The following is a 24,731-nucleotide window of genomic DNA, read 5'->3' on the forward strand; positions in this document are numbered from 1 at the left end:
GATGGGATGGACGAGGCTTTACGCCCTGATCGTCAAGGAACTGCTCGCCGTGCTGCGCGACCCCAAGGGCCGCGCTATCCTGATCGGCCCGCCGATCGTTCAGCTCCTCGTCTTTTCCTATGCGGCAACGCTCGAAGTGCGCAATGTCGACGTCATGATCCTCAACCGCGACAGCGGCCATTGGGGCCAGGAGCTGATCGAGCGCATCGACGGCTCGCCGACCTTCCGCAACATCGAGGTCGCCGCCAGCCAGGCGGAAGTCCAGGTGGCGATCGACAATCAGGCCGTCATCGCCGCCGTCGAGATCGGCCCGGATTTCTCACGCAACATCGAGGCGGGAACGCCTGTTGATCTGCAGGTCGTGCTCGATGGCCGCCGCTCCAATGCCTCGCAGATCGTCGCGGGCTATCTCTCGCAGATCGGCGCGGCCCTTGCCGCCGAGACGCCGGCAGGCAGGCGCGCCGGCGCCGAAATGGTTTCGACAGTGCCCCGCAACTGGTTCAACCCGAACCTCACCTACCAATGGTTCATGGTGCCGAACCTGATCGCCAGCATCGCGCTGCTGATCGGCCTGATCGTCACGGCCCTGTCGATCGCCCGCGAGCGTGAGCTCGGCACCTTCGATCAGCTGATGGTCTCGCCGCTGCGCATGCATGAGATCCTGATCGGCAAGCTGATCCCGCCGATGATGATCGGCCTCTTCCACATCACCGTCTATATCCTCGCCGCCGTCTTCCTCTTCGAGGTGCCGCTGCGCGGCTCGCTCTTCCTGCTTTACGGCAGCGCGATCTTCTATTTGGGCTCGGTCGCCGGCCTCGGCCTCTTCATTTCGGCACTGTCGATGACGCAGCAGCAGGCGATCCTCGGCGCCTTCCTGTTCATGGTCCCGGCCATGCTGCTGTCGGGCTTCGCGACGCCGATCGAGAACATGCCGGGATGGCTGCAGCCGATCACCTTGATCAATCCGCTGCGCTATTTCCTGGTGATCGTCAAAGGCGTTTTCCTCAAGGATATCCCACTGAGCGAAGTGGTGAACCAGACGATCCCACTGGCGCTGATCGCCGCCGTCACCCTCAGTGCTGCCGCCTGGCTCTTCCGCCGGCGCCTGGAATAATCCCACCCCCACGCATGCTTTCTGCCGCCTCACAGATTGTGAACCCGGCTTCCAAAGCGTGACTCTTTGCTGCGGGAACATCGATTTGGCGTGGTCGTTACCCAAACGCAACCCCAGCAAAGGAGAAGCAAAATGTACAAGATTCTACTTGTCTCCAGCGCCCTTGCGCTGTCGTCGCTCGCCACCAATGCTCTGGCTGATGGAGCCGTGACCGGTGCCGCCGGTGGCGCCATCACCGGCGCGATCGTCGGTGGTCCCGTGGGTGCAGCCATTGGCGGGGTGGCCGGCGGTGTCGCCGGCGCCGTCGTCGATCCGCCGCCGCGCGAGGTCGTGACCTATGTCCAGCAGCAGCCCGCACCGACCACCGGCGTTGTGGTCGAGCAGCCAATCGTCGTCGGCAAGCCGCTTCCGGCTGATGTCGTCGTCACCCCGGTGCCCGACAATCCGAAATACGCCTATACCGTCGTCAACAATCGCCATGTGATCGTCGAGCCCCGCACCCATCGCGTGGTGCAGGTCATAGAATAATCAAAAGGTCGAGACCGCCTGTTGCGGCTCGACTACCTCCGGCCCCGCCTCGGCGGGGCCTTTTTTCGCGCCGGTCAAGCCCTGTAGGCGATGAGCACGGCGCCTCCCGCAATCATAACGACGCCAAGCCAGTTCGGAAACGTCAGGCGCTCGCCGAGGAACAGCACCGCAAAGACGGACACGAAGACGACGGATAGCTTGTCGATCGGCGCGACCCGGGCGGCATCGCCAAGTTTCAGGGCCCGGAAATAACAAATCCAGGATGCGCCGGTCGCCAGACCGGAGAGCACCAGGAAGAACCAGCTCCGGCTCGACACCGAGGACGGCTCCTGCCAGTTGCCCGAGATAGAAACCATCACTGCCGCCGCCAGCAGGATGACGATGGTGCGAATGAAGGTCGCGAAGTCGGAATTCACGTTCTCGACGCCGACTTTGGCAAAAATCGCCGTGAGCGCAGCAAAACCGGCGGAAAGAAGCGCCCAAAGCGGCCAACTCGTCAGGAGGCTTTTCATGCAGCTTGCCCTGTTATGCCTATCGGCGTGGCGAAGGAAACCGCCCACGACGTTCGTATCGTGAGCGGCTCGAGATCTCAATCAGACCTTCAGCTCGCGCCGCTCGCGCTCGGTCACCATGGCGAGATCGAGCACCTTCTGCAGATTGGCGGCGTGGCGGAAGTTCGGGTCCGGCTGAATGCCGCTTGCCACGGCCTCGGCAAAACGCTCGTAATTGGTCGCCACCGGTTCAACCTCGATCTCAGTCCAGGTGGCAGTTTCGATACCCTCGCCGAGGCAGCCATGCAGCTCGGAACCGTTAGGACGGTGGATCACCTCAAGGCTGCCCCTTTCGCCATAAATGCGCAGCTTCAGCTCGTTCAGGTGCCCTGTCGCCCAGCGGCTGGCGTGGATGACGCCGAGCGCGCCATTGGCGAAATCGACAGACATGGTGAAGCTGTCATTGGCATCGAGCAGATATTCGCCGATCTGGCCGCCGGGCGCCTTATTGAAGGTCTTCAGCCGCGCAAAGACGTGGTCGATGTCGGTCGCCGCACCGTAGGCGGCGAAATCGAGGATATGGATACCGACGTCGCCGAGCACGCCGTTCGAGCCGTGACCGGTGGAAAGCCGCCACAGCCAGGTCGATTCCGTGCGCCAATCGCCCCAGGCACGCGACACGAGCCAGCTCTGGAGATAGGAGGCTTCCACGTGCCTGATCGTGCCGAGTTCGCCTGATAGCACCATCTCGCGGGCGCGCTGCAACGGCGCGACATTGCGATAGGTCAGGTTGACCATATTGATGACGCCGGCCTTTTCGGCCGCCTCCGTCATCTCCAGCGCCTTCGCGTAATTCTCCGCGAGCGGCTTTTCGCAGAACACATGCTTGCCCGCGGCAATCAACGCCATCGTCGTCGGGTGGTGGATACGGTCGGGCGTGACGTTCGTCGCCGCATCGAATTCACCCCAGGCGATCGCCTCTTCCAGCGAAAGAAACCGCTTTTCGATGTTGAACTTGTCGGCGAAGGCCGAAAGCCGCTCGGGATCGGTGTCGACGGCACCGACCACTGTCACGCCGTCGATGAGGGAGAAGCGGGCGAGCTGGTTTTTCGCCATCACCCCCGTGCCAAGAACGAGTAGTCGCATGGATGCTCCTCAGCGGTAACCGGCTTCGCCGGCCTGGTGCAGTTTCGGGCCGCGCTCGACGATCGGCTCCAGTGCTTTTTCTACCGGCACATTTGGGGCGTCGATAATACCAGTCAACGCTCCCTCAGGGTTATAGGCCCACTTGACGCCGTTGATCAGCACCTTTTGCACCGTGGCGTCATGATAGGTCGGGTAGGTCTCGTGGCCGGGGCGGAAATAGAAGATATTGCCGGCGCCGCGCCGCCAGGTCAGGCCCGAGCGGAACACTTCTCCACCCTGAAACCAGGAGATGAATACCGTTTCGAGCGGCTCCGGCACCGAGAACTGCTCGCCGTACATTTCCTCATTCTCGAGTTCGAAATGCTCACCGATGCCGGCAGCGATCGGATGGCGCGGGTTGATCGTCCACAGCCGCTCGCGCTCGCCCGCCTCGCGCCATTTCAGCGCGCAGGGCGTGCCCATCAGCCGCTTGAAGATCTTCGAGAAATGGCCGGAATGCAGAACGAGAAGGCCCATGCCTTCCCAGACGCGTTTGGCGACGCGCTCGACGACGACATCGGAGACCGCGCCGTGGTCCTTATGGCCCCACCACGTCAAAACGTCGGTTTCATCAAGGCGGGCTTCGCTCAATCCGTGCTCCGGCTCCTGCAGCGTCGCCGTGGTCGCGGAAATGGCGGGATCTGTATTCAGCGCGTTGGCGATCGCCGTGTGCATGCCTTCGGGATAGATGCCCCGGACGATCTCATTGCTAGTCTCGTGGATATTCTCTCCCCAGACGACGGTGCGTATGGCCATGATGTGCTCCTGTGGAACCTGGAAGTATCGATAGGCGGGAAAAGCAGAAGAATTCAAAGCGCTTTGGAAACGGGCGCTGGTTGCGCCCCAGTCTCCTCCACGTCCAAGCAACACATAGCCCTTTGTCAGGATTTTGACAAAGGGGAAAATTTCTCCCGCGAGCTTCCGAGGAGCGATTTAAAATATCACAATGGATTCAATGCGAAACGGATTTCGAGAACAGATTGACCACGACGACCCCGGATATGATCAGCCCGAGGCCGATGATCGCCGGCGGATCGAGGCGCTGCTTGAAGAAGATCAGGCCGACCGAAGAAATCAGCACAATTCCCAAAGCGCTCCAAATCGCATAAGCGATGCCGACAGGAATGCTCTTCAGCGTCAGCGACAGGCAATAGAAGGCCGCCGCATAGCAGGCGACGACAAGCGCCGTCGGCCCGATGCGGGTGAACTGCTGCGACAATTGCAGCGCGGTCGTGCCGATGACCTCGAGCACGATGGCTGTAAACAACAGCCCGTAGATGGCGGCCTGGCTCATGGCGGTATTCCCTAGATTACTTTCCGGTCAATTCGACGAGGCGGTCGATGAGGTTCCGCCTCACAGCATCGGCGATATCATGGCTCTCCAGCGTATCTGCGAACCACAGCCCGTCGGCGGCGAAACGCACGATCTGCGCATCGAGCGAGGAATCGGTGCCGACATATTCCTCGGCCCGCGCCTGTACCCATTGGCGCCAGCGAAGGCGGAGCCGGGGTTCGGCAAGAAGCGCGATCGTCACCTGCGTCCAGCTCCTGGAATCGTCGGGACGATCCTTAAGACCGGCTACCGCCCCGACATAGGCGCGGGTGAAGCGGCCCTGCGGCACGGGATCGCGGCGCATCAGTTCCTCAATATCGGCGTCGAACTTTTCGAGCAGGCTCTCGAACAGGGCGTCGAGAAGCGCATTCTTCGTCGGGAAATGATGCAGCAGCCCACCCTTGCTGACACTGGAGGCGGCGGAGACGGCATCGAGCGTCACGGCCGCCATGCCTTCGCTGGCGGCAAGACGCGCGGCGACCTCCAGCAATTGCTGGCGCACGAGAACCGGTTGTTTCTTGCGATGATGAGCGTTTGACATGTCGAATAAAAGATACCGTCCGGACGGTTTTGTCAAGAAGAATCGCTGGATCCCCTGCCCCGCGGGCATTATGCGCGAAATGCCGCGGCACCTTGATGACAGTTGCGATCATTTTCCATCAGGTGCATGAAGGATCGGGGAATGGGGATGATATCGGGGATGGTTTCGTGACGGAGAAAGTCACCACTTTATATGAAGCGATCGGCGGCGATCCCACCGTGCGGGCGCTGACGCATCGCTTCTATGCGCTGATGGATAAGCTGCCCGAGGCAAGCAACGTGCGCGCCGTGCATCCGCCGAGCCTCGAAGGCAGCGAAGAGAAGTTCTACGAATATATGACCGGTTATCTCGGTGGCCCGCCGCTCTATACCGACAAACGCGGCCATCCGCGCCTGCGCAGCCGCCATTTCGTCGCCGAGATCGGCCCGGTCGAGCGCGACGAATGGCTGCTCTGTTTCCGCCGCGCGCTCGACGAGACGATCGCGAGCCAGGCGCTGCGCGATCTCATCTGGGCGCCGGTCGAACGCCTCGCCCATCACATGCAGAACAAGGAATAGTCATGAGCCTGAACGCGCGCCTGGAGCCGGTGCTTTATCTCTTTGCCGGCCTGTTCGGCGCAGCCGGCGTGGCGCTCGCCGCCCTTGCCGCCCATGGCGGCGGGCAAGCCAACCTTGCGGCATCCGCCTCGGCCATGTGTCTCGCACACGCCCCTGCCCTGCTGGCATTGGCTCTCGGCACTGCCAAGCTCAAAACCGCCTGGCTGGCCGGTTTCCTGATGATCGTCGGAACCCTACTCTTTGCGGGTGACCTCGTCACGCTGCGTTTTGGCGGCTCCGGCCTCTTCCCTTATGCCGCCCCGACCGGCGGCTGGGCGATGATGCTCGGCTGGCTGGCCGTCGCGGCGGGTGCTGTTTTTCGGGTTCGGGCGTAGAGTTTTGGCAATCGCCGCCGATTACTCGGGGGCGAACAAGAGTGGCATGAACGGCGTGCCGTGCAAACTGTCGGCAGCTATATACCCTCAACCACATTGAAGCCTTCGAAAACGGGCGGCCCCTTATACATCGCCTTGCGGTCGCCGGCATTGCGGTGCGCGGCGCGAAAATTCTCGGACTTCGTCCAGTTCTGGAAATCTGCTTCGCTCTTCCAGACCGTATGCGAGGAATAGAGCGTGTAACCCTCCTCTTCGCTGGCCTTGCCGCGCAGCAGGCGGAATTCGACGAAACCGGGCACCTCGGCCAGGCTGGAATCGCGATTGCGCCAGACCGTCTCGAAATCGCCCTCGGCCCCGGTTACGACCTTGAAGCGGTTCATTGCGATATACATGGAATCTCCTCAGGCTTTCCGCTTGCCCGCCCTTACCGAAGGCAAGGGAAAGGCGAGAATATTATCGCCGTTTGCCGCCGCCGCGCCAAGCGGTCTTGTGGCCGCCTCCCCAGGCATGCGCGCCTCCCAGGTCGGGAACAGCGTCACATTCCGGTAGATCTGCTGACGTTGAGCATGCTGCTGGAACAGTTCGTAAAGCTCGGGCACGAGGCCGTCGCCGCTCTGCGCGGCGAGCTTGTGCAGACCGATCATGGTGAAGCCATCGGGACGCTGGTCGTTCATCGGGAATTGTCTCGTTCGTTCATCGTCTGCAGCGCACGTTCCAGGCTGGACTTGCTGCCGTTGCGAAGCGGGATGAAGGCCTTGCTGAACTTCTTGCAGCCGGTCTTCACCCGCAGGCAGGCATCGTGGCTGATACAGTCGATGGGGCAGAACACGCAATCGACAGAGGGAAGCAACGTGTCGATGCGGGAAACCGCCTCGCGAAGACCGCCGTCGTGATGAATGAGCTCGGCGCCGAAATTGCTGGCGATCTGACGCAGATGCGCCACCTGGCAGTCACGCCCACCAACATAGAGGAAACTGCGGCCACCCAGTTTGGATCGTCCGAGGGATGTCTCACCGGCATCCTCGCCCGCGCTGTCGCGGACTTCCCGGTTCGATCCTTTCTTGCCCTTGCGAGCCATATACCACCCGTTTGCTCGTTGATCGTCACACGATTCCTGCGTGTGCGGATGGACCTTATTAAACCTGATTTTTATAGTAAAGTATAAAGTTGATTATTTTTATCATATTTATCGCGAAGTCACCTGAACCTCCTGAGTGAAGCTCCAATTGGCCTTGCCCCATTCGGGGGGCAATGGCGGAAACGGCGCGGCGCGGCGTACGCCATCGAGAGCAGCCTTGTCCAAGTCCGGAATACCCGAACTACCGGCGACGGAGACTGACGACAGCCTGCCCGTTCCATCGATCGTCAATCTGAGACGCACCGAAATAGCCCCGCCCATCCTCTTGTATTCGTCAGGCACCCGAATTGCGCGGCGAATTCGCTTCTGCACCTTGCCAGGATAATTGGCTACAGCGGCGCTTCCAATACCATCGCCTCTGCCTGATGCCGTTGACATGCCATTTAACTCCGGCGCGTCCTGACCGGTCGTTACGCCTCTCTTCATGTCTCGCCGATCGGTGCCATTATTTCCACCAGTAGGCTCTACCTTCTTCCGAGATTGCTCTTTTTTGTCCGGTTTCGGCTTTTCAACCTTTGATGCCGGTTTCGGCTCCGGCTGCTCTTCGGTTTTCGGCGAGACTTCGGCGGCCTCGACGGGCTTCACTTCCTCTGGCTGAACTTTCACCGGCTGCACCGGAGCCGTCACCGCCTGTTGTGGGACGAGGGTCGACACCACATCAGGTGCGGGCTGCTCCGGCACTACCGTTGCCATCGGCTGAGCGACGAAAGTTTCGGCGGGATTCTGAGAAACGAGAATCTCTGGCTCCGCAGCCACAACTGTGTCGGGCGAAACACGCGTCACCTCTTGGGGCTGCGTCTCCATCGTCCGCAGTTCGTCAGTCACAGTCGTCGATTGAACCGTATCCGGCTTAACTTCCTCTGCGGGAATTTCATCCGGCTTCAATTCCAGTTCGGGGTCACCTGCCGAAGTCTGGTCAATATCGGAATCGCCAAATACGATGACGCTGACAGCCTCACCAGCGTCTTCAATCACTTCGTTCGGCGGTTGCGGCATGAACAGAGCAAGAGCGACTACCAGACTTGTGTGGAAAAGCAGCGAACCGGCACAGGTGAGCGCCACCCGCCATCGCACCGGCTTCCTTTCGTCTTCCTGCTTTTCTACCGCGGCATCCATCAGAGGCGCGGAGAGAGGAGCAGCCAGCGCTGTTTCCGGATGGTCGGGAAAGGAGGATATCTGCGCAAAACGCGTGTAGTGGATCACCGTTTCGCCGGCCGGCTGCCGCTGCACATTGAGCAATTCGGCAAGCTCGTGGCCGGGATGCATGCCGGGCGTGTTGTCGTTCAGGCTGTGATCGGCGTCCGCCTCCCCGATGAGCACCTGTCTCGATCTGGACTTCGCTGAAATCGCCATTGTCTACGCCTCGGACAGCCTGAAACATGTCCGCCGGGGTCATCCCCGGCGTTATCTTAGCCCTCGAAGGGAACCGATATCTGCGAGCGGGTGACGAGACCCTTCATGCATTCGCCCGCCGCCGGCCCGTCACAGACCGGCGTGTCGTTGATGAGGATGCGGGTCACGCTCTCGCATTTGACATTCGGCATGTCGAACTGGCGCACGCGCTTTTTGCCCTGCGGCAGATCGCGGAAGTCGAGCACGGTGATGCGGTCGACGGCATTCCTGTCGTTGAAGAAGGCAAGCTCGAAGGAGATCTTGTTGATCGGCGCCTGCAGATTGTTCTCGGCGACGAAGGTCATCATGCAGCCCTTCTGCGATGGCGCCAGAGCGTTGAGTTCGACATCCAGCTTGGTGCCTGCCGCGTCCTGCGCTTGGGCTAAGCTTGAAATCGACATCAACATGCCGGCCGCAACTGCCGCAAACCTGACCGTCATAATATTCTCCGCTCTTGTCGCGAACCGCCGCCAGGCGGCCTCAAATCAGCAATCTCAAAAACATGACTGCATTAGTCTCCTATTGCGTCTTTAAAAAACTATGAGTAAGAAAGTCAAGTTAATTGTCATCACAACCAGGGACCCCTGATCCCCGGCCCCACGGAATTGCCAAACCGAAATGATGGTTGAAAAGCCAGATAACTTTAAGCACGCGCCGATGCAGAGCGAACCCGCGGCACAGCACCGGATCTTCGAAAGCGCGGATCTTTTCCGCGGCACGAACGAGATCATGATCAGACATGACGGCTTGGTCTATCGGCTGAAGATCACCCGCCAGGGCAAGCTCATTCTCAATAAGTAAGGGAAGACATGACCGAACAGACAAGACCGGCGCCAGCCGAAATCCGCGCGTTTCGCGCCGAAAATCCAAAGATGCGCGAACGCGAGATCGCCGCCCGGCTGAAGATCTCCGAGGCAGCCCTGGTCGCCGCTGAAACCGGCATCAGCGTCACCCGCATCGACGCGAGCGCGCTGAAGCTTCTCGAACGTGTAGCAGGCCTCGGCGAAGTGATGGCGCTGTCGCGCAACGAAAGCGCCGTGCACGAAAAGATCGGCGTCTTCGAAAACATCAAGTCGGGCGTGCAGGCCGCGATCGTTCTCGGCGAGAATATCGACCTGCGCATCTTCCCGAGCCGTTGGGAACATGGCTTCGCCGTCTCGAAGACGGATGGCGACCAGGTGCGCCTCAGCCTGCAATATTTCGACAAGGCAGGCACCGCCGTGCACAAGGTGCATCTGCGCCCGAATTCGAATGTCGAGGCCTATCATGCGATCGTCGCCGAGCTGAAACTCGAAGACCAGTCGCAGGACTTCGTCGAGGCCGAAGTCTCGAATGCCGCCGACGAAGCCGCCGATGTCAGCCGCGACGAACTGCGCGACAATTGGAGCAGGCTCACCGATACCCACGAGTTCTTCGGCATGCTGAAGCGCCTGAAGATCGGCCGCCAGGCGGCCATTCGCAGTGTCGGCGACGACTATGCCTGGAAACTCGACAACACCGCGACGGCTGAGATGATGCATGCCTCGGTGAAATCCGGCCTGCCGATCATGTGCTTCGTCGCCAATGACGGCATCGTCCAGATCCATTCCGGCCCGATCTTCAACGTGCAGGCGATGGGTCCGTGGATCAATATCATGGACCCGACCTTCCACCTGCATCTGCGCCAGGATCAGATCGCCGAGACCTGGGCGGTGCGCAAGCCGACCAAGGACGGCCACGTCACCTCGCTGGAAGCTTACGATACGCAAGGCGAGATGATCATCCAGTTCTTCGGCAAGCGGCAGGAAGGTGTCGGCGAACGCACCGAATGGCGCGAGATCATGGAAAACCTGCCGCGGGCAGCAAGTGTCGCCGCATAAGGATCACAGCGATGACGATGCGTAACAATCTGCGAGGGATTCGCCTTTGGGAACTGGCCCTGACGGCAACCGTCATGGCATTGCCGCTGATCCCGACGGCGACGGCGGTCAAAGGCTTCTCCTTCGTCCGCGCCGCCCATGCCGAGGAAAAGAAGCTCGACACCTCGCGTCTGGTTTCGGTCGGCGGCGACGTCACCGAGATCGTCTATGCGCTCGGCGAGGAAGGTCGACTGATCGCCCGCGACACGACGAGCCTCTATCCGGAGGCAGCGTTGAAGCTGCCGAATGTCGGTTACATGCGGGCGCTGTCCCCGGAAGGCATCCTTGCCATGAACCCGACCGCAATCATCGCCGTCGAAGGGTCCGGTCCGCCGGAGGCGCTCACCGTGCTCAAAAATGCCAGTGTGCCCTTCGAGATGGTGCCGAACACCTTTACCCGCGACGGCATCGTCGCCAAGATCGACCGTGTCGGCACGCTGCTTGGCGTGCCCGACAAGGCGAAGGTGCTTGAAGAAAAGGTCGCGGCCGATCTCGATGCGGCAATCGCCGATGCCGAAAAGCGCCCGGAGGCCGAGCGCAAGCGCGTTCTCTTCATCCTCAGCGCCCAGAACGGCCGGATCATGGCCTCCGGCACCGGCACGGCGGCCGATGGCATCGTCAAGCTCGCGGGCGCCATCAACGCCGTCGGCGCATTCCCGGGTTACAAGCCGCTGACCGACGAGGCGATCATCGAAGCCAAACCCGACATCATCCTGATGATGAACCGCGGCGATGGCGCCGGCACCAAGAACGAGGACCTGCTGGCCCAACCGGCGATCGCGCTGACGCCGGCCGGCGAGAAGAAAGCGATCATCCGCATGGACGGCGTCTACCTGCTCGGCTTCGGCCCACGCACCGCAACCGCCGCGCGTGACCTCAACGCGGCGATCTACGGGGGCTGATCATGGCCCTGCCGCAAGCCATGATGGAACGAAGGCGACCATTCCCGATAGCGGAGATCCGCGCAAACCGGCAGGCGGGCGACAGAACGCGGCTCGCCTTGCTGGTCATCGCGCTGCTCGTCATCGGCTCGGTCTTCTCGATGCTGTTTTCGGTGACGACGGGCGCCTCGGATGCCTCGATCCTCGACGTTATCGGCAACATGGCCGGTTCCGAGGCGGCGCTCAGCACGCGCGACCGGATCATCATCTTCGACATCCGCCTGCCGAGAGCGATCCTCGGCTTCCTGATCGGCGCCTCGCTGGCCGTTTCCGGCACGGTGATGCAAGGCCTGTTCCGCAACCCGCTCGCCGATCCCGGCCTTGTCGGCGTCTCCTCCGGTGCAAGCCTCGGTGCCGTCACCATGATCGTGCTCGGCGGCAGCCTTGCAGCGCCGCTTCAGGCGCTTCTCGGCATCTATGCCCTGCCGGCGGCCGCCTTTGGCGGCGGTCTCGTCACGACGCTGCTGCTCTACAGGATCGCCACCCGCCACGGCCAGACCTCGGTGGCAACGATGCTGCTTGCCGGCATCGCTCTCAGCGCGCTTGCCCTGGCGATGACGGGTCTGCTGATCTACATGGCCAACGACCAGCAGCTGCGCGACCTGACATTCTGGAGCATGGGCTCGCTGGCCGGCGCCACATGGACGAAGATCGCCGCCGCCAGCCCGATCATTCTCCTGTCCTTCACCGCCCTGCCCTTCATGGCGCGCGGCCTCAATGCCATCACGCTTGGCGAGGCCGCCGCCTTTCATATGGGCGTGCCGGTGCAGCGGCTGAAGAATGTCGCGATAACAGGCGTCGCCGCGGCGACCGGCGCATCCGTCGCCGCCAGCGGCGGCATTGGTTTCGTCGGCATCGTCGTGCCGCATATCCTGCGCATGGCGATCGGCCCGGACCATCGTTTCCTGCTGCCGGCCGCAGCTCTTCTCGGCGGCTCTCTGCTGATTTTCGCCGACGTGCTCGCCCGCACCCTGGTCGCCCCGGCCGAGCTGCCGATCGGTATCATCACCGCGGCGGTCGGCGGGCCGTTCTTCCTGTGGATTCTGCTGAGGCAGCGTTCGCGCCTTGCCCTGTGAGTGACTTTGTGAGCGACGTGCAGATGATCGAAGTGTCCGGCCTCTCCGTACGCCTTTCCGGCAAATCGATCATCAACGACGTCGCCTTCACGGCAAAATCAGGCGAGCTGACGGCGATTGCCGGGCCGAACGGCTCCGGCAAGACGACGACGATGAAAGCCATATCGGGCGAGCTTGCCTATGGCGGCTCGGTGCGCATCGGCGGCGACGAGGTGAAAGAGCTGAAGCCCTGGCGCCTTGCCGCCCTTCGTGGCGTGCTGCCGCAGGCAAGCACCATCTCCTTTCCGTTCACCGTGCGCGAGATCGTCCGCATGGGCCTGACATCGGGCATCAACCTCAATCCCGACAAGGCCGAGCAGATGGCGGCGGCAGCACTTGCATCGGTCGACCTGACCGGCTTCGAAGGCCGGTTTTATCAGGAACTCTCCGGCGGCGAGCAGCAGCGCGTGCAGCTTGCCCGCGTGCTCTGCCAGATCGCCGAGCCCGTCGTCGACGGCAAACCCTGCTGGCTGCTGCTCGACGAGCCGGTCTCGAGCCTCGACATCAGCCACCAGCTGACGATCATGACGCTTGCCCGCAATTTCTGCGAACGCGGCGGCGGCGTCATCGCCGTCATGCATGATCTCAACCTGACGGCGCTCTTTGCCGACCGCATCGTGCTGATGAAATCCGGCCGCCTTGCCGCTGCCGGCAGCATCGGTGACGTGTTGACGGATGAAACGATGCTGTCGGTGTTCGGCTGCGCGCTGCGGATCAACCAGGTGCCGGCCGACGGCACGCCCTTCGTGCTCGCCCACAGCGCCATTTCCGAGCGCTAACCGCCGCGTGCGGCGGAACTTTTGACCGCCCGGCACGTTTTCGGCAGTGATCTGGGTCAATGCCGGGCGATATCTCTTATGCAACGGACGGTGGTGACCCCAGTGCGAAATAGGCGGGCTTGCGCGCGCCCCAGCCAATGGAGACAGCCATGAGCTATTCTATCTTCCAGTCCGGCCGCAGCCGCCGCAACGGCACCTTCCACAATCTGGAATCCGGCATCGAGGAGCAGATCGAGGCGCTGCGCGACGACCTCGCGGAACTGACGCGCCTCGTCGGCAAGAGCTCGCGTCACCAAAGCGAGAAAATCCGCAGCCAGGCCGGCGCCGGCTATGAGGAATTGCTCGGCCGCAGCGAGGATCTGCTGCGCGAATTGCAGCACGGCTATGAACGCGGCACGACCGAAATGCGCGAAACCGTGCGCAAACATCCGCTGGCAACCATCGGCGCCGCAGCCGTTTTCGGCCTCGCCATCGCCTTCCTCGCCCGCCGCTGAGGAAGCGCGATGCTGTCGATCCTCAGCCTGCTGACGGGCGCAAGCGTGCACCGGACCGTTGCGCGCGCCAGGCGCAATAGCATCTTCATCGCGCTTGCCGCACTTTTTCTCCTCACCGCTTACGCGCTGGCCGTCACCGCCGGCGCCATCTGGCTCGCCGGCATCTACGGCCCGGTCGGCGCCGCTCTCTTCCTCGCCGCCTGCGCGCTGCTGATCGCCATCATTGCACTGGTGGTGATGGCGGTGATGAATGCCCAGGAGAAGCGCCGCGCCCGCGAACGCCGCGCGGCACTGGAATCTCTAGCGGCAGTGGGCCTCGGCCTCGTCCGCGCTCAGCCGCTGCTGACGGCCGGCGTCTTGGCGGCGATCGTCGCGGCCAATCTGGTGGGGACGAAGCGGGAGGATTGATCTTCTTGCGCCGACCGCCTCCCCGATCCGGAAGAGGTGAAGCCCCACCTCTCCTCCCTCATTCCTGTGCTCGTCACAGGAATCCAGCCACGGCGCGTCCGCGCCGTGAATGAACCAAATCGTCACGAAAAAGTCTTTCGCGCCCAAGGACTTGGGCGCACTGGATTCCTGTGACAAGCACAGGAATGAGGGTGGAGAGGTAGTGCCACGAATGGTGATGCAAAAGCCGGCGCCTCGACAGGCAGCCGGCTCTCGCAATCATCACTCCTCAAAATGCAAACGCCTTCGACGTCAGTGGCGCCGAAGTGGCGTCGGGGCCGAAATCGGCTTCGCCTGATATCTGCAGCAGTTCCTGCAGCCGCTGGCGGGCGCGGTTGACGCGGCTCTTGATGGTGCCGACGGCGCAGCCGCAGATTTCGGCCGCTTCCTCGTAGGAGAAACCCGAGGCGCCGACGAGGATGATCGCCTCGCGCTGGTCCGGGGGCAGCTGGTCGAGCGCCTTCTTGAAATCCTGCAGATCGAGCGCCCCGTATTGCGAGGGATGCATTGCCATCGATTCCGTGAACAGTCCGTCGCTGTCCTGGACCTCACGGCCGCTCTTGCGCATCTGGCTGTAGAGTTCGTTGCGCAGGATGGTAAAGAGCCAGGCCTTCATATTGGTGCCCATCTCGAAATGATCCTGCTTGGCCCAGGCCTTCATGATGGTATCCTGGACAAGATCGTCGGCGCGGTCATGCCGCCCGATCAGCGAAATGGCGAAAGCACGGAGACTTGGGAGGGCCGCCAGCAGTTCCCGCTTGAAGCTGGGTTGCGTTTTTTCTTCCATGCCGATGATCCTATTCGGCCAGCTTGGCAGAAGCCATCATTTCGGCATGGTCAAGCTTTTCGAGAAGATCGAGAAAACGATCGGGAATCGCCTCTTCCTGCGCGGATGCATACAGCGACCGCAGCTTGACGCCGATCTGATTGTTCGGGTCCAGAATATCGCTTGCCCGCAGCTCCAGCTTACGCTGATCGGCTGCTTCTTTCTTGCGTGTCGTCATCAATTCGTCTTCTCGCCGGTTGTCTGTTGGGGCGTGCATAGGATCAATCGCGATTTCAACCATCGAAGCCGAGCCTTCGATTGTCGATGTCGCTGGCATTTCTTGTTTCATGGGTCAAAACGCTACGCCCTTTCTTCGTCGGCTGGAATAATGCGGCGTGACAAAAAAAGTTCCTGCGGTTCCGGAACTTTTTTAGCAAGGCGGCGTTAACCGCTCATTGAAACCAAGACCGGCCTGCATACGGGAGCCCTGAATGACACTTTCCACTCGAATTGCGCCGCACCTTCCTTATCTGCGCCGCTATTCCCGCGCCCTTACCGGCACTCAGACTTCGGGCGACGCCTATGTTGCCGCCGTTCTTGAAGCCATCATCGCCGATCTCACGATTTTCCCGGATACGGCGAATGACCGGGTGGCACTCTACAAACTGTTTACGCAATTGTTTGGTTCCACCGCAGTCCAGATTCCAGAGCCGACATCGCCCTATGCCTGGGAACAGCGCGCCACGCTCAACCTTTCGAAGGTTTCACCGGGCGCCCGTCAGGCCTTCCTGCTCGCCTCCGTCGAGAATTTCCGCGTCGCCGAGATCGGTGAAATCCTGGAACTCGACGAACAGGATGTGATGCGGCTGCTCGACATGGCCTCGCAGGAGATTTCCCGTCAGGTCGCAACCGATATCATGATCATCGAGGACGAACCGCTGATCGCCATGGATATCGAGCAAATGGTCGAAAGCCTCGGCCATCGCGTCACCGGTATTGCCCGCACGCATGCCGAGGCCGTGGCGCTCTACAACAAGACCAAGCCGAGCATGGTGCTGGCCGACATCCAGCTTGCCGACGGCAGTTCCGGCATCGACGCGGTCAACGACATCCTCAAGACATCGAGCGTGCCGGTGATCTTCATCACCGCTTTCCCGGAAAGGCTTCTGACCGGCGAGCGCCCCGAACCGACTTTCCTTGTCACCAAGCCCTTCAATCCAGACATGGTCAAGGCACTGATCAGCCAAGCGCTTTTCTTCAACGAATCGACCAGAGTGGCCGCCTGAGACGCAATTCTTCGGCCTTCGGAACCAAATCGTGAAAACAGGCGTTCCGGTGCTACCGGGACGCTCCGGTGGCTTTAACGGTTTTTGCAGCGCTTTGTTCTAGAGTTGACAGGCGAGGCCTTGAGGGCGCTCGCTTTCAGCGAAGTCCAAGATGTCACAAGGAAAGGCGGCCGAGTGAATAGGACTGAACCATTGTCCGGCGTGCCTTTTACCTTCGAAGGCAAAGCCGCAATGATGGAACGCGCGCTCGGCAGCGCCGGGATTTCGATCCTCTGCCAGGACGCCCGGCTTTCGATCTTCTACGCCGAAAATCTGCCGCCGCATTTCGCGGCACTCTTTACGCCCGGCGGCAGCGACGCCGCTCTTTTCGGCGACGCTCATGGGCAATATCTGACAGCGCTGAAACACAAGGTATTGGAAACCGGCATCCCCAACAATGCCGAGATCGAGATCGCCGTCGACGGTGAAACGCGCAGCTATGAATTGAAAATCCAGCGAACCGGTGAGCGCGGCGAATACGGACTTCTGTCCGTCATGGCTGAGGTCACCGAAAGCCGGCATCGTGAAAAGGTGCTGAAATCGCTGTTGCGCGAACTTTCGCACCGCTCGAAAAACCTTCTCGCCATCATCCAGGGCATCGCCACGCAGACGGCGCGCAACACGCTTTCTCTCGACAGCTTCCTCGTCAAGTTTCGCGGGCGGTTGCAATCGCTTTCCAACTCGCAGGATCTGATCACGGATTCGAGTTGGCGCGGCGCCTATCTCTTCGAACTTGCCGAAAAACAGTTCGCCCCCTACTGGCCGGAAACGTCAGGTTCCATGCCGATCTATGGCATCAATGCCCATCTGACCCCGAATGCCGCCGTGCATGTCGGGCTCGCCCTCCACGAACTCATCGTCAACTCCGCCTCCTATGGCGCGATCTCAGGCGGCGGCGCCTCGATCACGCTGAATTGCCGGGAAGCCATGATCGGCGAGAAGAAAGCGATCGAGGTCGCCTGGGCAGAGGTGCTGCAGGATCAATCGGAAATCCACGAATTCAGCGACAACAGCTTCGGCCGAACGGTGCTGGAGCGTGTCGTGCCCTCCTCCGTCAATGGCAAGGCGGAGTTGAGCCTCGTTCCCGGCCGCATCGAATATCGTCTGACCATTCCGGAAACCGAATTCGAAATATTCAAACGTGTCTGAAAGCCCCGACAACCCAAACAGAAAAACAGCCGGTGCGAGGGCGGCGCACCGGCTGTCTTCACTCACCGGGAGGGGACCGTGAGTACGTCCGGATAGTGGGTTGGGGGCGCGCATGTTGGGTCGATGCGATCACCATCCGGATATCGCAATAACGACGACATCGGACATTGGTTCCCGGCCGAATGAAAAAAATTCGACTTTTTACAATCTTTTTTCGGATGCTCTTTTCCTCCCGCGCGCCCGGATGAATCCCCCAATCGAGAAGAAGAAATTAAGCATGTAAAAACAGTTGCTTGCAGGAATCCTCTCCAGAACAAACCATCAAAATTTTACCGTTTGATAAATTTTTAAACCTGAGTTACGCTTTCCCTCACAGGCCGTTTACCAATAATGAGGGAACTTCAATGGAACGACTGGAAACCGGGATTCATGCCGGCCGGCTTTCGCCCGCCGAGTATGAGGCTAATTTTTCCGATCTTCATCCGCGCCTCGACAATCACGAGGCGCTGGTCGCCGCCGACCGCTGCTATTTCTGCTATGACGCGCCGTGCATGACGGCCTGTCCCACCTCGATCGACATTCCGCTGTTCATTCGCCAGATCTCGACCGGCAATCCGCTCGGCTCGGCAAAGACGATCTTCGATCAGAACATTCTCGGCGGCATGTGCGCCCGCGTCTGTCCCACCGAAGAGCTCTGCGAACAGGCCTGCGTGCGCAACACGGCCGAGGAGCGGCCGGTCGAGATCGGCCGGCTGCAGCGTTATGCCACCGATGCCGCCATGCAGGCCGGCAAGCAGTTCTATGTCAGGGCCGAAGCGACGGGAAAGAGGATCGCCGTCGTCGGCGCCGGTCCGGCCGGTCTTGCCGCCGCCCATCGCCTGGCGGTGAAGGGCCATTCCGTCGTCATCTATGATGCCAGGGAAAAATCCGGCGGCCTCAACGAATACGGCATCGCCACCTATAAGGCGGTCGACGATTTCGCCCAGAAGGAAGTCGAATACGTCATTTCGATCGGCGGAATCGAGGTTCGCCAGGGCGCTCTTCTCGGCCGCGATTTTTCGCTTTCCGATCTGCAGGCCCAGTATGACGCCGTCTTTCTCGGCATCGGCCTTGCCGGCGTCAATGCGCTGCGCATCGACGGCGAGAATCTCACGGGCGTCGACGATGCCGTCGATTTCATCGCAGCACTGCGCCAGGCCGATGACAAGAGCGATATCGCCATCGGCCGCCGTGTCGTCGTCCTCGGCGGCGGCATGACGGCGATCGACGCTGCCGTGCAGGCTAAACTCCTCGGCGCCGAGGAGGTAACGATCTGTTACCGCCGCGGCAAGGAGCAGATGAACGCCTCCGAATACGAGCAGGATCTGGCAAGCTCCAAGGGCGTCATTATCCGTCACTGGCTGGCGCCGAAATCGATCCTGTCGCAGGACGGCAAGGTTGCCGCCATCGAGGTCGAATATACGCGGATACTCGAAGGCCGCCTTGTCGGCACCGGCGAGACTGGCGTGATCGCCGCCGATCAGATCTTCAAGGCGATCGGCCAGAGCTTTGACGCCGCGGGTATCGCTTCGCTGCGCATGGAATCCGGCCGTATCGCCGTCGATGCCGAAGGCCGCACCTCGCTCGATGGCGTCTGGGCCGGCGGCGACTGCGTCTTCGGCGGCGACGATCTCACGGTTTCCGCCGTCGCCCACGGCCGCGACGCGGCTGAATCCATCCATCGGACCCTGTCTGCAGCAGCCGCTCCGGCTGTCGCGGTTGCCTGAAGGGGAGAGAGAACAATGGCTGATCTCCGCAATAATTTCGTCGGCATCAAATCCCCGAACCCGTTCTGGCTGGCGTCGGCGCCGCCGACCGACAAGGCCTACAACGTCGAGCGCGCCTTCAAGGCCGGCTGGGGCGGCGTGGTCTGGAAGACGCTCGGCGAGGAAGGCCCGCCCGTCGTCAACGTCAACGGCCCGCGCTACGGCGCGATCTTCGGCGCAGACCGCCGCCTGCTGGGCCTGAACAATATCGAGCTCATCACCGACCGCGACCTCTACACAAACCTCAGGGAAATGAAGCAGGTCAAGATGAACTGGCCGGATCGGGCGCTGATCGCCTCGATCATGGTGCCCTGCGAGGAACAGGCCTGGAAAGCGATCCTGCCTCTGGTCGAAGAGACCGGCGCCGACGGCATCGAACTCAATTTCGGCTGTCCGCACGGCATGTCGGAGCGCGGCATGGGCTCGGCCGTCGGCCAGGTGCCGGAATATATCGAAATGGTCGTGCGCTGGTGCAAGCAGTATACCCGCATGCCCATCATCACCAAGCTGACACCCAACATCACCGACGTTCGCCGTCCCGCCCGCGCCGCCAAGGCCGGCGGCACCGATGCCGTCTCGCTGATCAACACGATCAATTCGATCGTCTCCGTCGATCTCGACAACTTCGCCCCCAACCCGACGGTCGGCGGCAAGGGCAGCCATGGCGGTTATTGTGGCCCGGCGGTCAAACCGATCGCGCTCAACATGGTGGCCGAGATCGCCCGTGATCCCGAAACCTACGGCCTGCCGATCTCCGGCATCGGCGGCATCACGACCTGGCGGGACGCGGCCGAATTCCTTGTCCTCGGCGCCGGCAACGTGCAGGTCTGCACCGCCGCCATGACCTATGGCTTCAAGATCGTGCAGGAAATGATCACGGGGCTCTCGGACTGGATGGATGAAAAGGGTCACAAGACCCTCGACGACATTACCGGCCGCGCCGTGCCCAACGTCACCGACTGGCAGTATCTGAACCTCAACTACATCGCCAAGGCGAAGATCGACCAGGACGCCTGCATCAAATGCGGCCGCTGCCACATCGCCTGCGAGGACACCTCGCACCAGGCGATCACCAACGTCGTCAACGGCCTGCGCCATTTCGAGGTGATCGAAGAGGAATGCGTCGGCTGCAATCTCTGCGTCAACGTCTGCCCGGTCGAGAACTGCATCACCATGGAACCGCTTGCCGCCGGCACCCTGGACAAACGCACCGGCCGCACCGTCGACCCCAACTATGCCAACTGGACGACACACCCGAACAACCCGATGGCCCGCCAGGCGGCAGAGTGACAGGTTTGCAACGCCGCGGGGAAGATCGCTCCGCGGCGTTGCACTGAACAGGCAAGAGCTCTATGGCCACCATGCTGCACGATCGCAGCGTGTCAACCAAGAGGAGGCAGCCATGGCTCGCAAACACCTCACCGATCTCAGCTTTTGAGGTCACGTCGAAACGGCGTAAATCCTTCCCGTCAGAAACCCGGGTCAAGACCGGTTTGCAAACCGTTCACGACGATGTCGAACTGATCGAAAAACTCGGCCGTAACGATCCCTGCCCCTGCGGTTCCAGGAGGCGGTTTCAAGAACTGCTGCCTGCAATCCGGCCGCTATGACGGCATCGAACGGGATCACTATTTTTAGAGACCGCGACTGAAGGTGGCGGCGCCCTTGTCGAAGGGCGCCGTTTATTGCGGTGGCACCAACAGTCACAGCTTGAAAGACTTGACCTCGTTGCCTCGCTCGATGGTCCGGTTGGCAACGAACCGTCCGGATTTGGCCGCCTCCTGCTTTTCCACCTCGATATGGCGCAGCATCGCTTCAAGACGCCGAAGCGCCAGAGCTTTGTTGCGGTGCTGCGAGCGTTCGTCGCGCGCCCTCACCATGAGACCGGTCGGCCGATGCAGGATGCGCACCGCGCTGTCGGTCGTGTTCTGGTGCTGCCCGCCCGGCCCGCCAGCCCGCAAGGTCTCGAAACGCAGGTCGGCGGGATCAATCGTCACCTTGCCGCCCTCAGTCCCGGCATCGATGCGTTGAACCGCAACGTACCAGTTCTGCCGCTTGTGACCGGGACGCGCCGGGCTCTTGAAGGTGAACCTGATCGTGCCGCAATAGCTGCTGGCAATCCCCTCCGCCTCGAGACCATCGAGGCTGACGACCGCCGACTTCGCACCGTGCCGATCCGGCATCGGACCGAGGCTCTTCTCGAAGCTGCAGCCAAGCCCGACCGCCTCGCGCTCGATAATGTCGAGAAGTGCGGAGAGCGCCATTCGGCACTCCACTGGGCCGTTGCCCGACGTCACGAGAAGATCAATAGCGCTCATGGCCGCGCCCTCCTTCCCGGCGATATTCAGGCTTTCGACGACGCTGCTCCACCTCCGCCTCGTCAACCGCCTTCTTGAAGGTGACGAGCGGCCGCAAGCTGGCAAGCCCGCGGACCAGTCGCGCCTTTTCAAGATCGCTCACCACCTGCCCGGCATCCTTATAGGCCGACGCCGCTTCTTCGATGACGAGAGCGCGATCATCGCAGATGGCGATACCGCCCCAGGAATTACGCAGCAGCAGTTCGCGTTCGGACCGGTTGCGGCCGACCCGTCCATGCATGGTGGCGCGATCATATTTGCGACCGGCCCCATGAGAGATGCCACCGAGCGAACGACCGACGTCGGCGCTCGCGACAACCACATGGCTGAGGCTGGCGCGAGATCCGGCAATCGGCGCAAGTTCGCCGGGTGCGACGGCCGCAGCGCCCTTATAATGCACAAACCCGTGATCCGAGCGACGAACGAGATTATGCGGTATATCGGCGATCACGCGCAGATCAGCACGAAGTGCTGCAGCAGCCCGAGCTGCGATCAGTCGCCGGTTCAGCGATGCCCAGGCAACGCAGCGATCATGGCTCGCAAGCCAGGCAGCGCCTGCCTCCGAACCGGGATCGAGGCCGGCGACAAGTCCCGGATGAGCGGCCAAGGTCTGCGAGAAGACCGTAGCGCCAAGGGAGCGTGAGCCGGAATGAACGAGCAGGTAAAGACCCTGATCGTCAAGACCGGCAGCGTGCCCGCCCTCGGCAACATCTTCCACCGCCTGCAGTTCGCAGAAATGGTTGCCGCCGCCGATCGTGCCCAAGGCATCGGGTGCAAGATCGACAGACAGACCCATTTCGGCCAGCCATTCGCGCGCCTCTCCGATTGCCTGCGTTTCAAGCCGGCGAAGCCGCTCCGCCGCCTTGTCGATCTTCAGCTTGCGCAGCGGCAGATCGAGACCGAAGAGCGACATGCCGCAGCCGATGTCGTTGCCGATCAGCAGCGGGTGCAGCCTAGATGACAGCAGGGCGACACCGGTCGCACCATATTTGCCGGGATGCAGATCCGGAAAGGCGGCGATCTCCAAAACACCCGGCAGTCGGGACATCTCGTCGAGCTGGTCCAAGGCAGCACCTTCGATCCAGGCAGAACCGGAAAAGAAACGATTGATGACCGCCGGATCCGACGCCGACGTCATCGGGGAGCTTCCGCTCCCGATAGAATTGCCCATGATAATGAACTCTGGATATGAGTGGTCTTTCATCACCGGAAACGGCGATGTTCAACCGGCATGCATCAGCCATTGGCTGAGTTAAGCCGAAACCCTCTCGGGGCGTGCGGAGATAGTCGTCATCGTGGCGCTCCCTTTATCCAGAACAATAGAGAGCGCCCGTTTAGGCGAAGTAAGGCGTAAATGCAAGCGTAAGATGCCTCAGCCGCCGAACGACTTCCGATAGGCATGCGGGCTCGTTCCCAGCCGCCTGCGGAAATGGTGGCGCATTGTCGCCAGAGTGCCGAAGCCACTTGATACCGCGATGTCGTCGAGCGAGACGGCAAGTTGCTTTTCGAGCAGGTCGCGGGCATGGCGCAGCCGCTCCTTCAGCAGCCATTCGCCGACGCTGAGACCCGTCGTCGCTTCGAAGCGGCGCTGGAAAGTGCGCATGCTCATGCCCGCTCTTTTCGCAAGCAGCCTGATCGGCTGCTCTTGCGAAAGGCTTTCGCGCATCCATTCGATCAATGGGCCGAGACGGATGCCCTCACGCTCTTCCGGAACCGGGGCGCTGATGAACTGCGCCTGCCCTCCTTCGCGGTGCGGCGGCACGACGAGGCGGCGGGCGACGCTGTTTGCGGCCTCCGAGCCGAAATCGCCGCGCACCACATGCAGGCAGAGATCGATGCCGGCGGCACTGCCGGCCGCCGTCAACAGGCTGCCCTCATCGATGTAGAGAACGCCGGCATCGAGCGCGATATCGGGATAACGAGCGGCGATCGAGGCGACATAGCGCCAATGTGTCGTCGCCTTGCGATTGGCAAGCAGCCCGGATCCGGCCAGAACCGCAACGCCGGAGCAGAGCGACATGATGCGCGCGCCGCGCTGATGCGCTGCCCGGAGCGCCTCGGCGAGCGGCTCGGGCACCGGCGCATCGATCGCCCGCCAGCCCGGCACGACGATCAGATCCGCCTCTTCAAGGATCTCCAGTCCCTTGTCGACCGCGACCGTCAACCCGCCGGCGGCGTGAAGCGGTCCTGGCTCGATGCCGCAGACCGAGAAGCGATACCAGCCTTCGCCCATCTCCGGGCGCGGCAGGCCGAAGACCTCGTAGGCGATGCCGAATTCGAAGGTGCAGAGCCCGTCATAGGCAAGGGCTGTGACCAACGGTCCTGTCGTCTGCTGTGGTGATAAGTTTGGCATGATCTTTACGCTGTCGGTCATGATGGCCAATTTCGCAAAGCTCTAGCATCGGCGATACCAGGCGGCAACTCCAACATGGAAAGGAAAGACCGATGCCAAGCCCCGTCGCCGAAATCCCTGCCGCCGAGCCTGATCTCGCCGCCGCCCACTATGCCGCCAAGCTCGCCTTCGAAACCGATTGCTCGGATGTCCAGGCCGCCTTTGCCGGCGCCAAGGTCGATTTCATCCTCCTCGACGTGCGCTCGCCGGCACTGTTTGCGCAGTCCCACCTGCCGGGAGCGATCAACCTGCCGCACGGCAAGATGACCGCGCACCGCATGTCGGAATGGGCAAAGGACACCCTCTTCGTCGTCTATTGCGCCGGTCCCCACTGCAACGGCGCCGACAAGGCCGCCTTCCGCCTGGCCAAACTCGGCCTCACGGCCAAGCTGATGATCGGCGGCATGACCGGCTGGGCCGACGAGGGCTTGGCCTTCGAAGAGGCGGCTATGGCCGAATAGGAGGCGAAGCCCATTCACCGCGCGGCGAGATATAAATTGAGGGAAGCCCATGTTTTTCTATGGGTTTCCCTGGAAATACCGGGATGCTGCAATATATCGCTAGTTCATCCTCAGATGAACGGCATCCTGTGCCATATTTCTTGAACACG

The 24,731-nt window shown here is 61.6% G+C and carries 32 protein-coding genes; 17 read left to right on the plus strand and 15 right to left on the minus strand.

Annotated features, from left to right (window positions below; genetic code table 11):
* Position 1: 1 nt before the first annotated feature.
* Both RHEC894_RS16640 and RHEC894_RS16645 read left to right on the plus strand, forming a co-directional pair.
* Positions 2-1,114, plus strand: a complete 1,113-nt coding sequence (locus tag RHEC894_RS16640; RefSeq protein WP_085738094.1) for an ABC transporter permease — start codon at positions 2-4, stop codon at positions 1,112-1,114.
* A 132-nt stretch (positions 1,115-1,246) separates the two neighbouring features.
* Positions 1,247-1,642: a DUF1236 domain-containing protein gene (locus tag RHEC894_RS16645; protein ID WP_085738095.1), complete on the plus strand. Its 396-nt coding sequence runs from the start codon at positions 1,247-1,249 to the stop codon at positions 1,640-1,642.
* A gap of 74 nt (positions 1,643-1,716) precedes the next feature.
* On the opposite strand, the gene RHEC894_RS16650 is transcribed toward RHEC894_RS16645, so the two are convergent.
* The 5 genes from RHEC894_RS16650 to RHEC894_RS16670 form a co-directional block, all read right to left on the minus strand.
* Positions 1,717-2,154 carry an EamA family transporter gene (locus RHEC894_RS16650; protein WP_085738096.1) on the minus strand — a complete coding sequence of 146 codons (438 nt, stop codon included), beginning with the start codon at positions 2,152-2,154 and terminating at the stop codon, positions 1,717-1,719.
* An 81-nt stretch (positions 2,155-2,235) separates the two neighbouring features.
* The gene (locus RHEC894_RS16655) at positions 2,236-3,279 is read right to left on the minus strand and encodes a Gfo/Idh/MocA family oxidoreductase (protein WP_085738097.1); all 1,044 of its coding nucleotides are present in this window, start codon (positions 3,277-3,279) and stop codon (positions 2,236-2,238) included.
* A 9-nt stretch (positions 3,280-3,288) separates the two neighbouring features.
* Positions 3,289-4,074, minus strand: a complete 786-nt coding sequence (locus RHEC894_RS16660) for a ThuA domain-containing protein (RefSeq protein ID WP_085738098.1) — start codon at positions 4,072-4,074, stop codon at positions 3,289-3,291.
* A gap of 196 nt (positions 4,075-4,270) precedes the next feature.
* A complete protein-coding gene (locus RHEC894_RS16665) occupies positions 4,271-4,612 on the minus strand; it encodes an SMR family transporter (RefSeq protein WP_085738099.1) in 342 nt (113 codons plus the stop codon).
* 16 nt (positions 4,613-4,628) lie between these two features.
* Positions 4,629-5,192 (minus strand): TetR/AcrR family transcriptional regulator, encoded by a 564-nt coding sequence (locus RHEC894_RS16670; RefSeq protein WP_085738100.1) that lies wholly within the window; start codon positions 5,190-5,192, stop codon positions 4,629-4,631.
* Between the two features lie 167 nt (positions 5,193-5,359).
* Between RHEC894_RS16670 and RHEC894_RS16675 the strand changes: the two genes are divergently transcribed.
* Complete coding sequence (locus RHEC894_RS16675) at positions 5,360-5,749, plus strand: group II truncated hemoglobin (protein WP_085739019.1); 390 nt, start codon at positions 5,360-5,362, stop codon at positions 5,747-5,749.
* 2 nt (positions 5,750-5,751) lie between these two features.
* Entirely contained in the window at positions 5,752-6,123 is a 372-nt protein-coding gene (locus RHEC894_RS16680; RefSeq protein ID WP_085738101.1) for a DUF423 domain-containing protein, read from the plus strand.
* 77 nt (positions 6,124-6,200) lie between these two features.
* On the opposite strand, the gene RHEC894_RS16685 is transcribed toward RHEC894_RS16680, so the two are convergent.
* The 5 genes from RHEC894_RS16685 to RHEC894_RS16705 form a co-directional block, all read right to left on the minus strand.
* The gene (locus RHEC894_RS16685) at positions 6,201-6,515 is read right to left on the minus strand and encodes an antibiotic biosynthesis monooxygenase (protein WP_085738102.1); all 315 of its coding nucleotides are present in this window, start codon (positions 6,513-6,515) and stop codon (positions 6,201-6,203) included.
* A gap of 9 nt (positions 6,516-6,524) precedes the next feature.
* Positions 6,525-6,797, minus strand: coding sequence for a hypothetical protein (locus tag RHEC894_RS16690; protein WP_085738103.1), 273 nt, complete (start codon positions 6,795-6,797; stop codon positions 6,525-6,527).
* The gene (locus RHEC894_RS16695) at positions 6,794-7,201 is read right to left on the minus strand and encodes a DUF2325 domain-containing protein (protein ID WP_010064567.1); all 408 of its coding nucleotides are present in this window, start codon (positions 7,199-7,201) and stop codon (positions 6,794-6,796) included. The genes RHEC894_RS16690 and RHEC894_RS16695 overlap by 4 nt, the downstream gene beginning before the upstream one ends.
* Positions 7,202-7,309: 108 nt before the next feature.
* Positions 7,310-8,614: a TonB family protein gene (locus tag RHEC894_RS16700; protein ID WP_085738104.1), complete on the minus strand. Its 1,305-nt coding sequence runs from the start codon at positions 8,612-8,614 to the stop codon at positions 7,310-7,312.
* Between the two features lie 56 nt (positions 8,615-8,670).
* Positions 8,671-9,093: a hypothetical protein gene (locus RHEC894_RS16705; RefSeq protein WP_010064519.1), complete on the minus strand. Its 423-nt coding sequence runs from the start codon at positions 9,091-9,093 to the stop codon at positions 8,671-8,673.
* A 178-nt stretch (positions 9,094-9,271) separates the two neighbouring features.
* On the opposite strand from RHEC894_RS16705, the gene RHEC894_RS16710 reads away from it, so the two are divergent.
* The 7 genes from RHEC894_RS16710 to RHEC894_RS16740 all read left to right on the plus strand — a co-directional run bounded on the left by RHEC894_RS16710 (position 9,272) and on the right by RHEC894_RS16740 (position 14,288).
* Complete coding sequence (locus RHEC894_RS16710; RefSeq protein WP_085738105.1) at positions 9,272-9,454, plus strand: hemin uptake protein HemP; 183 nt, start codon at positions 9,272-9,274, stop codon at positions 9,452-9,454.
* An 8-nt stretch (positions 9,455-9,462) separates the two neighbouring features.
* Complete coding sequence (locus RHEC894_RS16715; RefSeq protein ID WP_085738106.1) at positions 9,463-10,512, plus strand: ChuX/HutX family heme-like substrate-binding protein; 1,050 nt, start codon at positions 9,463-9,465, stop codon at positions 10,510-10,512.
* An 11-nt stretch (positions 10,513-10,523) separates the two neighbouring features.
* Entirely contained in the window at positions 10,524-11,453 is a 930-nt protein-coding gene (locus RHEC894_RS16720; RefSeq protein ID WP_085738107.1) for an ABC transporter substrate-binding protein, read from the plus strand.
* 2 nt (positions 11,454-11,455) lie between these two features.
* Positions 11,456-12,568, plus strand: coding sequence for an iron ABC transporter permease (locus RHEC894_RS16725; RefSeq protein ID WP_085738108.1), 1,113 nt, complete (start codon positions 11,456-11,458; stop codon positions 12,566-12,568).
* Positions 12,569-12,591: 23 nt separating this feature from the next.
* Positions 12,592-13,386, plus strand: coding sequence for a heme ABC transporter ATP-binding protein (locus RHEC894_RS16730; RefSeq protein WP_085739020.1), 795 nt, complete (start codon positions 12,592-12,594; stop codon positions 13,384-13,386).
* Positions 13,387-13,535: 149 nt separating this feature from the next.
* On the plus strand, positions 13,536-13,880 hold the full coding sequence (locus RHEC894_RS16735; protein WP_010067268.1) for a DUF883 family protein: 345 nt from the start codon (positions 13,536-13,538) through the stop codon (positions 13,878-13,880).
* Between the two features lie 9 nt (positions 13,881-13,889).
* Positions 13,890-14,288, plus strand: coding sequence for a hypothetical protein (locus RHEC894_RS16740; RefSeq protein ID WP_085738109.1), 399 nt, complete (start codon positions 13,890-13,892; stop codon positions 14,286-14,288).
* Between the two features lie 268 nt (positions 14,289-14,556).
* Here the strand turns inward: RHEC894_RS16740 and RHEC894_RS16745 are convergent, their stop codons facing one another.
* Both RHEC894_RS16745 and RHEC894_RS16750 read right to left on the minus strand, forming a co-directional pair.
* On the minus strand, positions 14,557-15,114 hold the full coding sequence (locus tag RHEC894_RS16745; protein WP_085738110.1) for an RNA polymerase sigma factor: 558 nt from the start codon (positions 15,112-15,114) through the stop codon (positions 14,557-14,559).
* 10 nt (positions 15,115-15,124) lie between these two features.
* Complete coding sequence (locus RHEC894_RS16750; RefSeq protein ID WP_085739021.1) at positions 15,125-15,331, minus strand: NepR family anti-sigma factor; 207 nt, start codon at positions 15,329-15,331, stop codon at positions 15,125-15,127.
* 253 nt (positions 15,332-15,584) lie between these two features.
* Between RHEC894_RS16750 and RHEC894_RS16755 the strand changes: the two genes are divergently transcribed.
* From RHEC894_RS16755 to RHEC894_RS16775, 5 genes are all read left to right on the plus strand, one after another.
* On the plus strand, positions 15,585-16,379 hold the full coding sequence (locus tag RHEC894_RS16755; protein WP_003581798.1) for a response regulator: 795 nt from the start codon (positions 15,585-15,587) through the stop codon (positions 16,377-16,379).
* A 192-nt stretch (positions 16,380-16,571) separates the two neighbouring features.
* Positions 16,572-17,567, plus strand: coding sequence for a sensor histidine kinase (locus RHEC894_RS16760; protein WP_010069031.1), 996 nt, complete (start codon positions 16,572-16,574; stop codon positions 17,565-17,567).
* A gap of 404 nt (positions 17,568-17,971) precedes the next feature.
* A complete protein-coding gene (locus tag RHEC894_RS16765; protein ID WP_085738111.1) occupies positions 17,972-19,333 on the plus strand; it encodes an NAD(P)-dependent oxidoreductase in 1,362 nt (453 codons plus the stop codon).
* A 15-nt stretch (positions 19,334-19,348) separates the two neighbouring features.
* Complete coding sequence (preA, locus tag RHEC894_RS16770; RefSeq protein WP_085738112.1) at positions 19,349-20,662, plus strand: NAD-dependent dihydropyrimidine dehydrogenase subunit PreA; 1,314 nt, start codon at positions 19,349-19,351, stop codon at positions 20,660-20,662.
* Positions 20,663-20,724: 62 nt separating this feature from the next.
* Positions 20,725-20,982: an SEC-C metal-binding domain-containing protein gene (locus RHEC894_RS16775; RefSeq protein WP_245339476.1), complete on the plus strand. Its 258-nt coding sequence runs from the start codon at positions 20,725-20,727 to the stop codon at positions 20,980-20,982.
* 93 nt (positions 20,983-21,075) lie between these two features.
* Here the strand turns inward: RHEC894_RS16775 and prfH are convergent, their stop codons facing one another.
* The 3 genes from prfH to ftrA form a co-directional block, all read right to left on the minus strand.
* Positions 21,076-21,690 (minus strand): peptide chain release factor H, encoded by a 615-nt coding sequence (gene prfH / locus RHEC894_RS16780; RefSeq protein WP_085738113.1) that lies wholly within the window; start codon positions 21,688-21,690, stop codon positions 21,076-21,078.
* Positions 21,677-22,867: an RNA ligase RtcB family protein gene (locus RHEC894_RS16785; RefSeq protein WP_010069127.1), complete on the minus strand. Its 1,191-nt coding sequence runs from the start codon at positions 22,865-22,867 to the stop codon at positions 21,677-21,679. Before RHEC894_RS16785 ends, prfH begins: the two co-directional genes overlap by 14 nt.
* Before the next feature lie 234 nt (positions 22,868-23,101).
* On the minus strand, positions 23,102-24,103 hold the full coding sequence (ftrA, locus tag RHEC894_RS16790; RefSeq protein WP_085738115.1) for a transcriptional regulator FtrA: 1,002 nt from the start codon (positions 24,101-24,103) through the stop codon (positions 23,102-23,104).
* A 71-nt stretch (positions 24,104-24,174) separates the two neighbouring features.
* Here ftrA and RHEC894_RS16795 point away from each other — a divergent pair, with 71 nt between their 5' ends.
* Entirely contained in the window at positions 24,175-24,582 is a 408-nt protein-coding gene (locus tag RHEC894_RS16795; RefSeq protein ID WP_085738116.1) for a rhodanese-like domain-containing protein, read from the plus strand.
* Positions 24,583-24,731 lie beyond the last annotated feature (149 nt).

This window comes from Rhizobium sp. CIAT894 (genome assembly GCF_000172795.2).
In the GTDB taxonomy this organism is placed as follows: domain Bacteria; phylum Pseudomonadota; class Alphaproteobacteria; order Rhizobiales; family Rhizobiaceae; genus Rhizobium.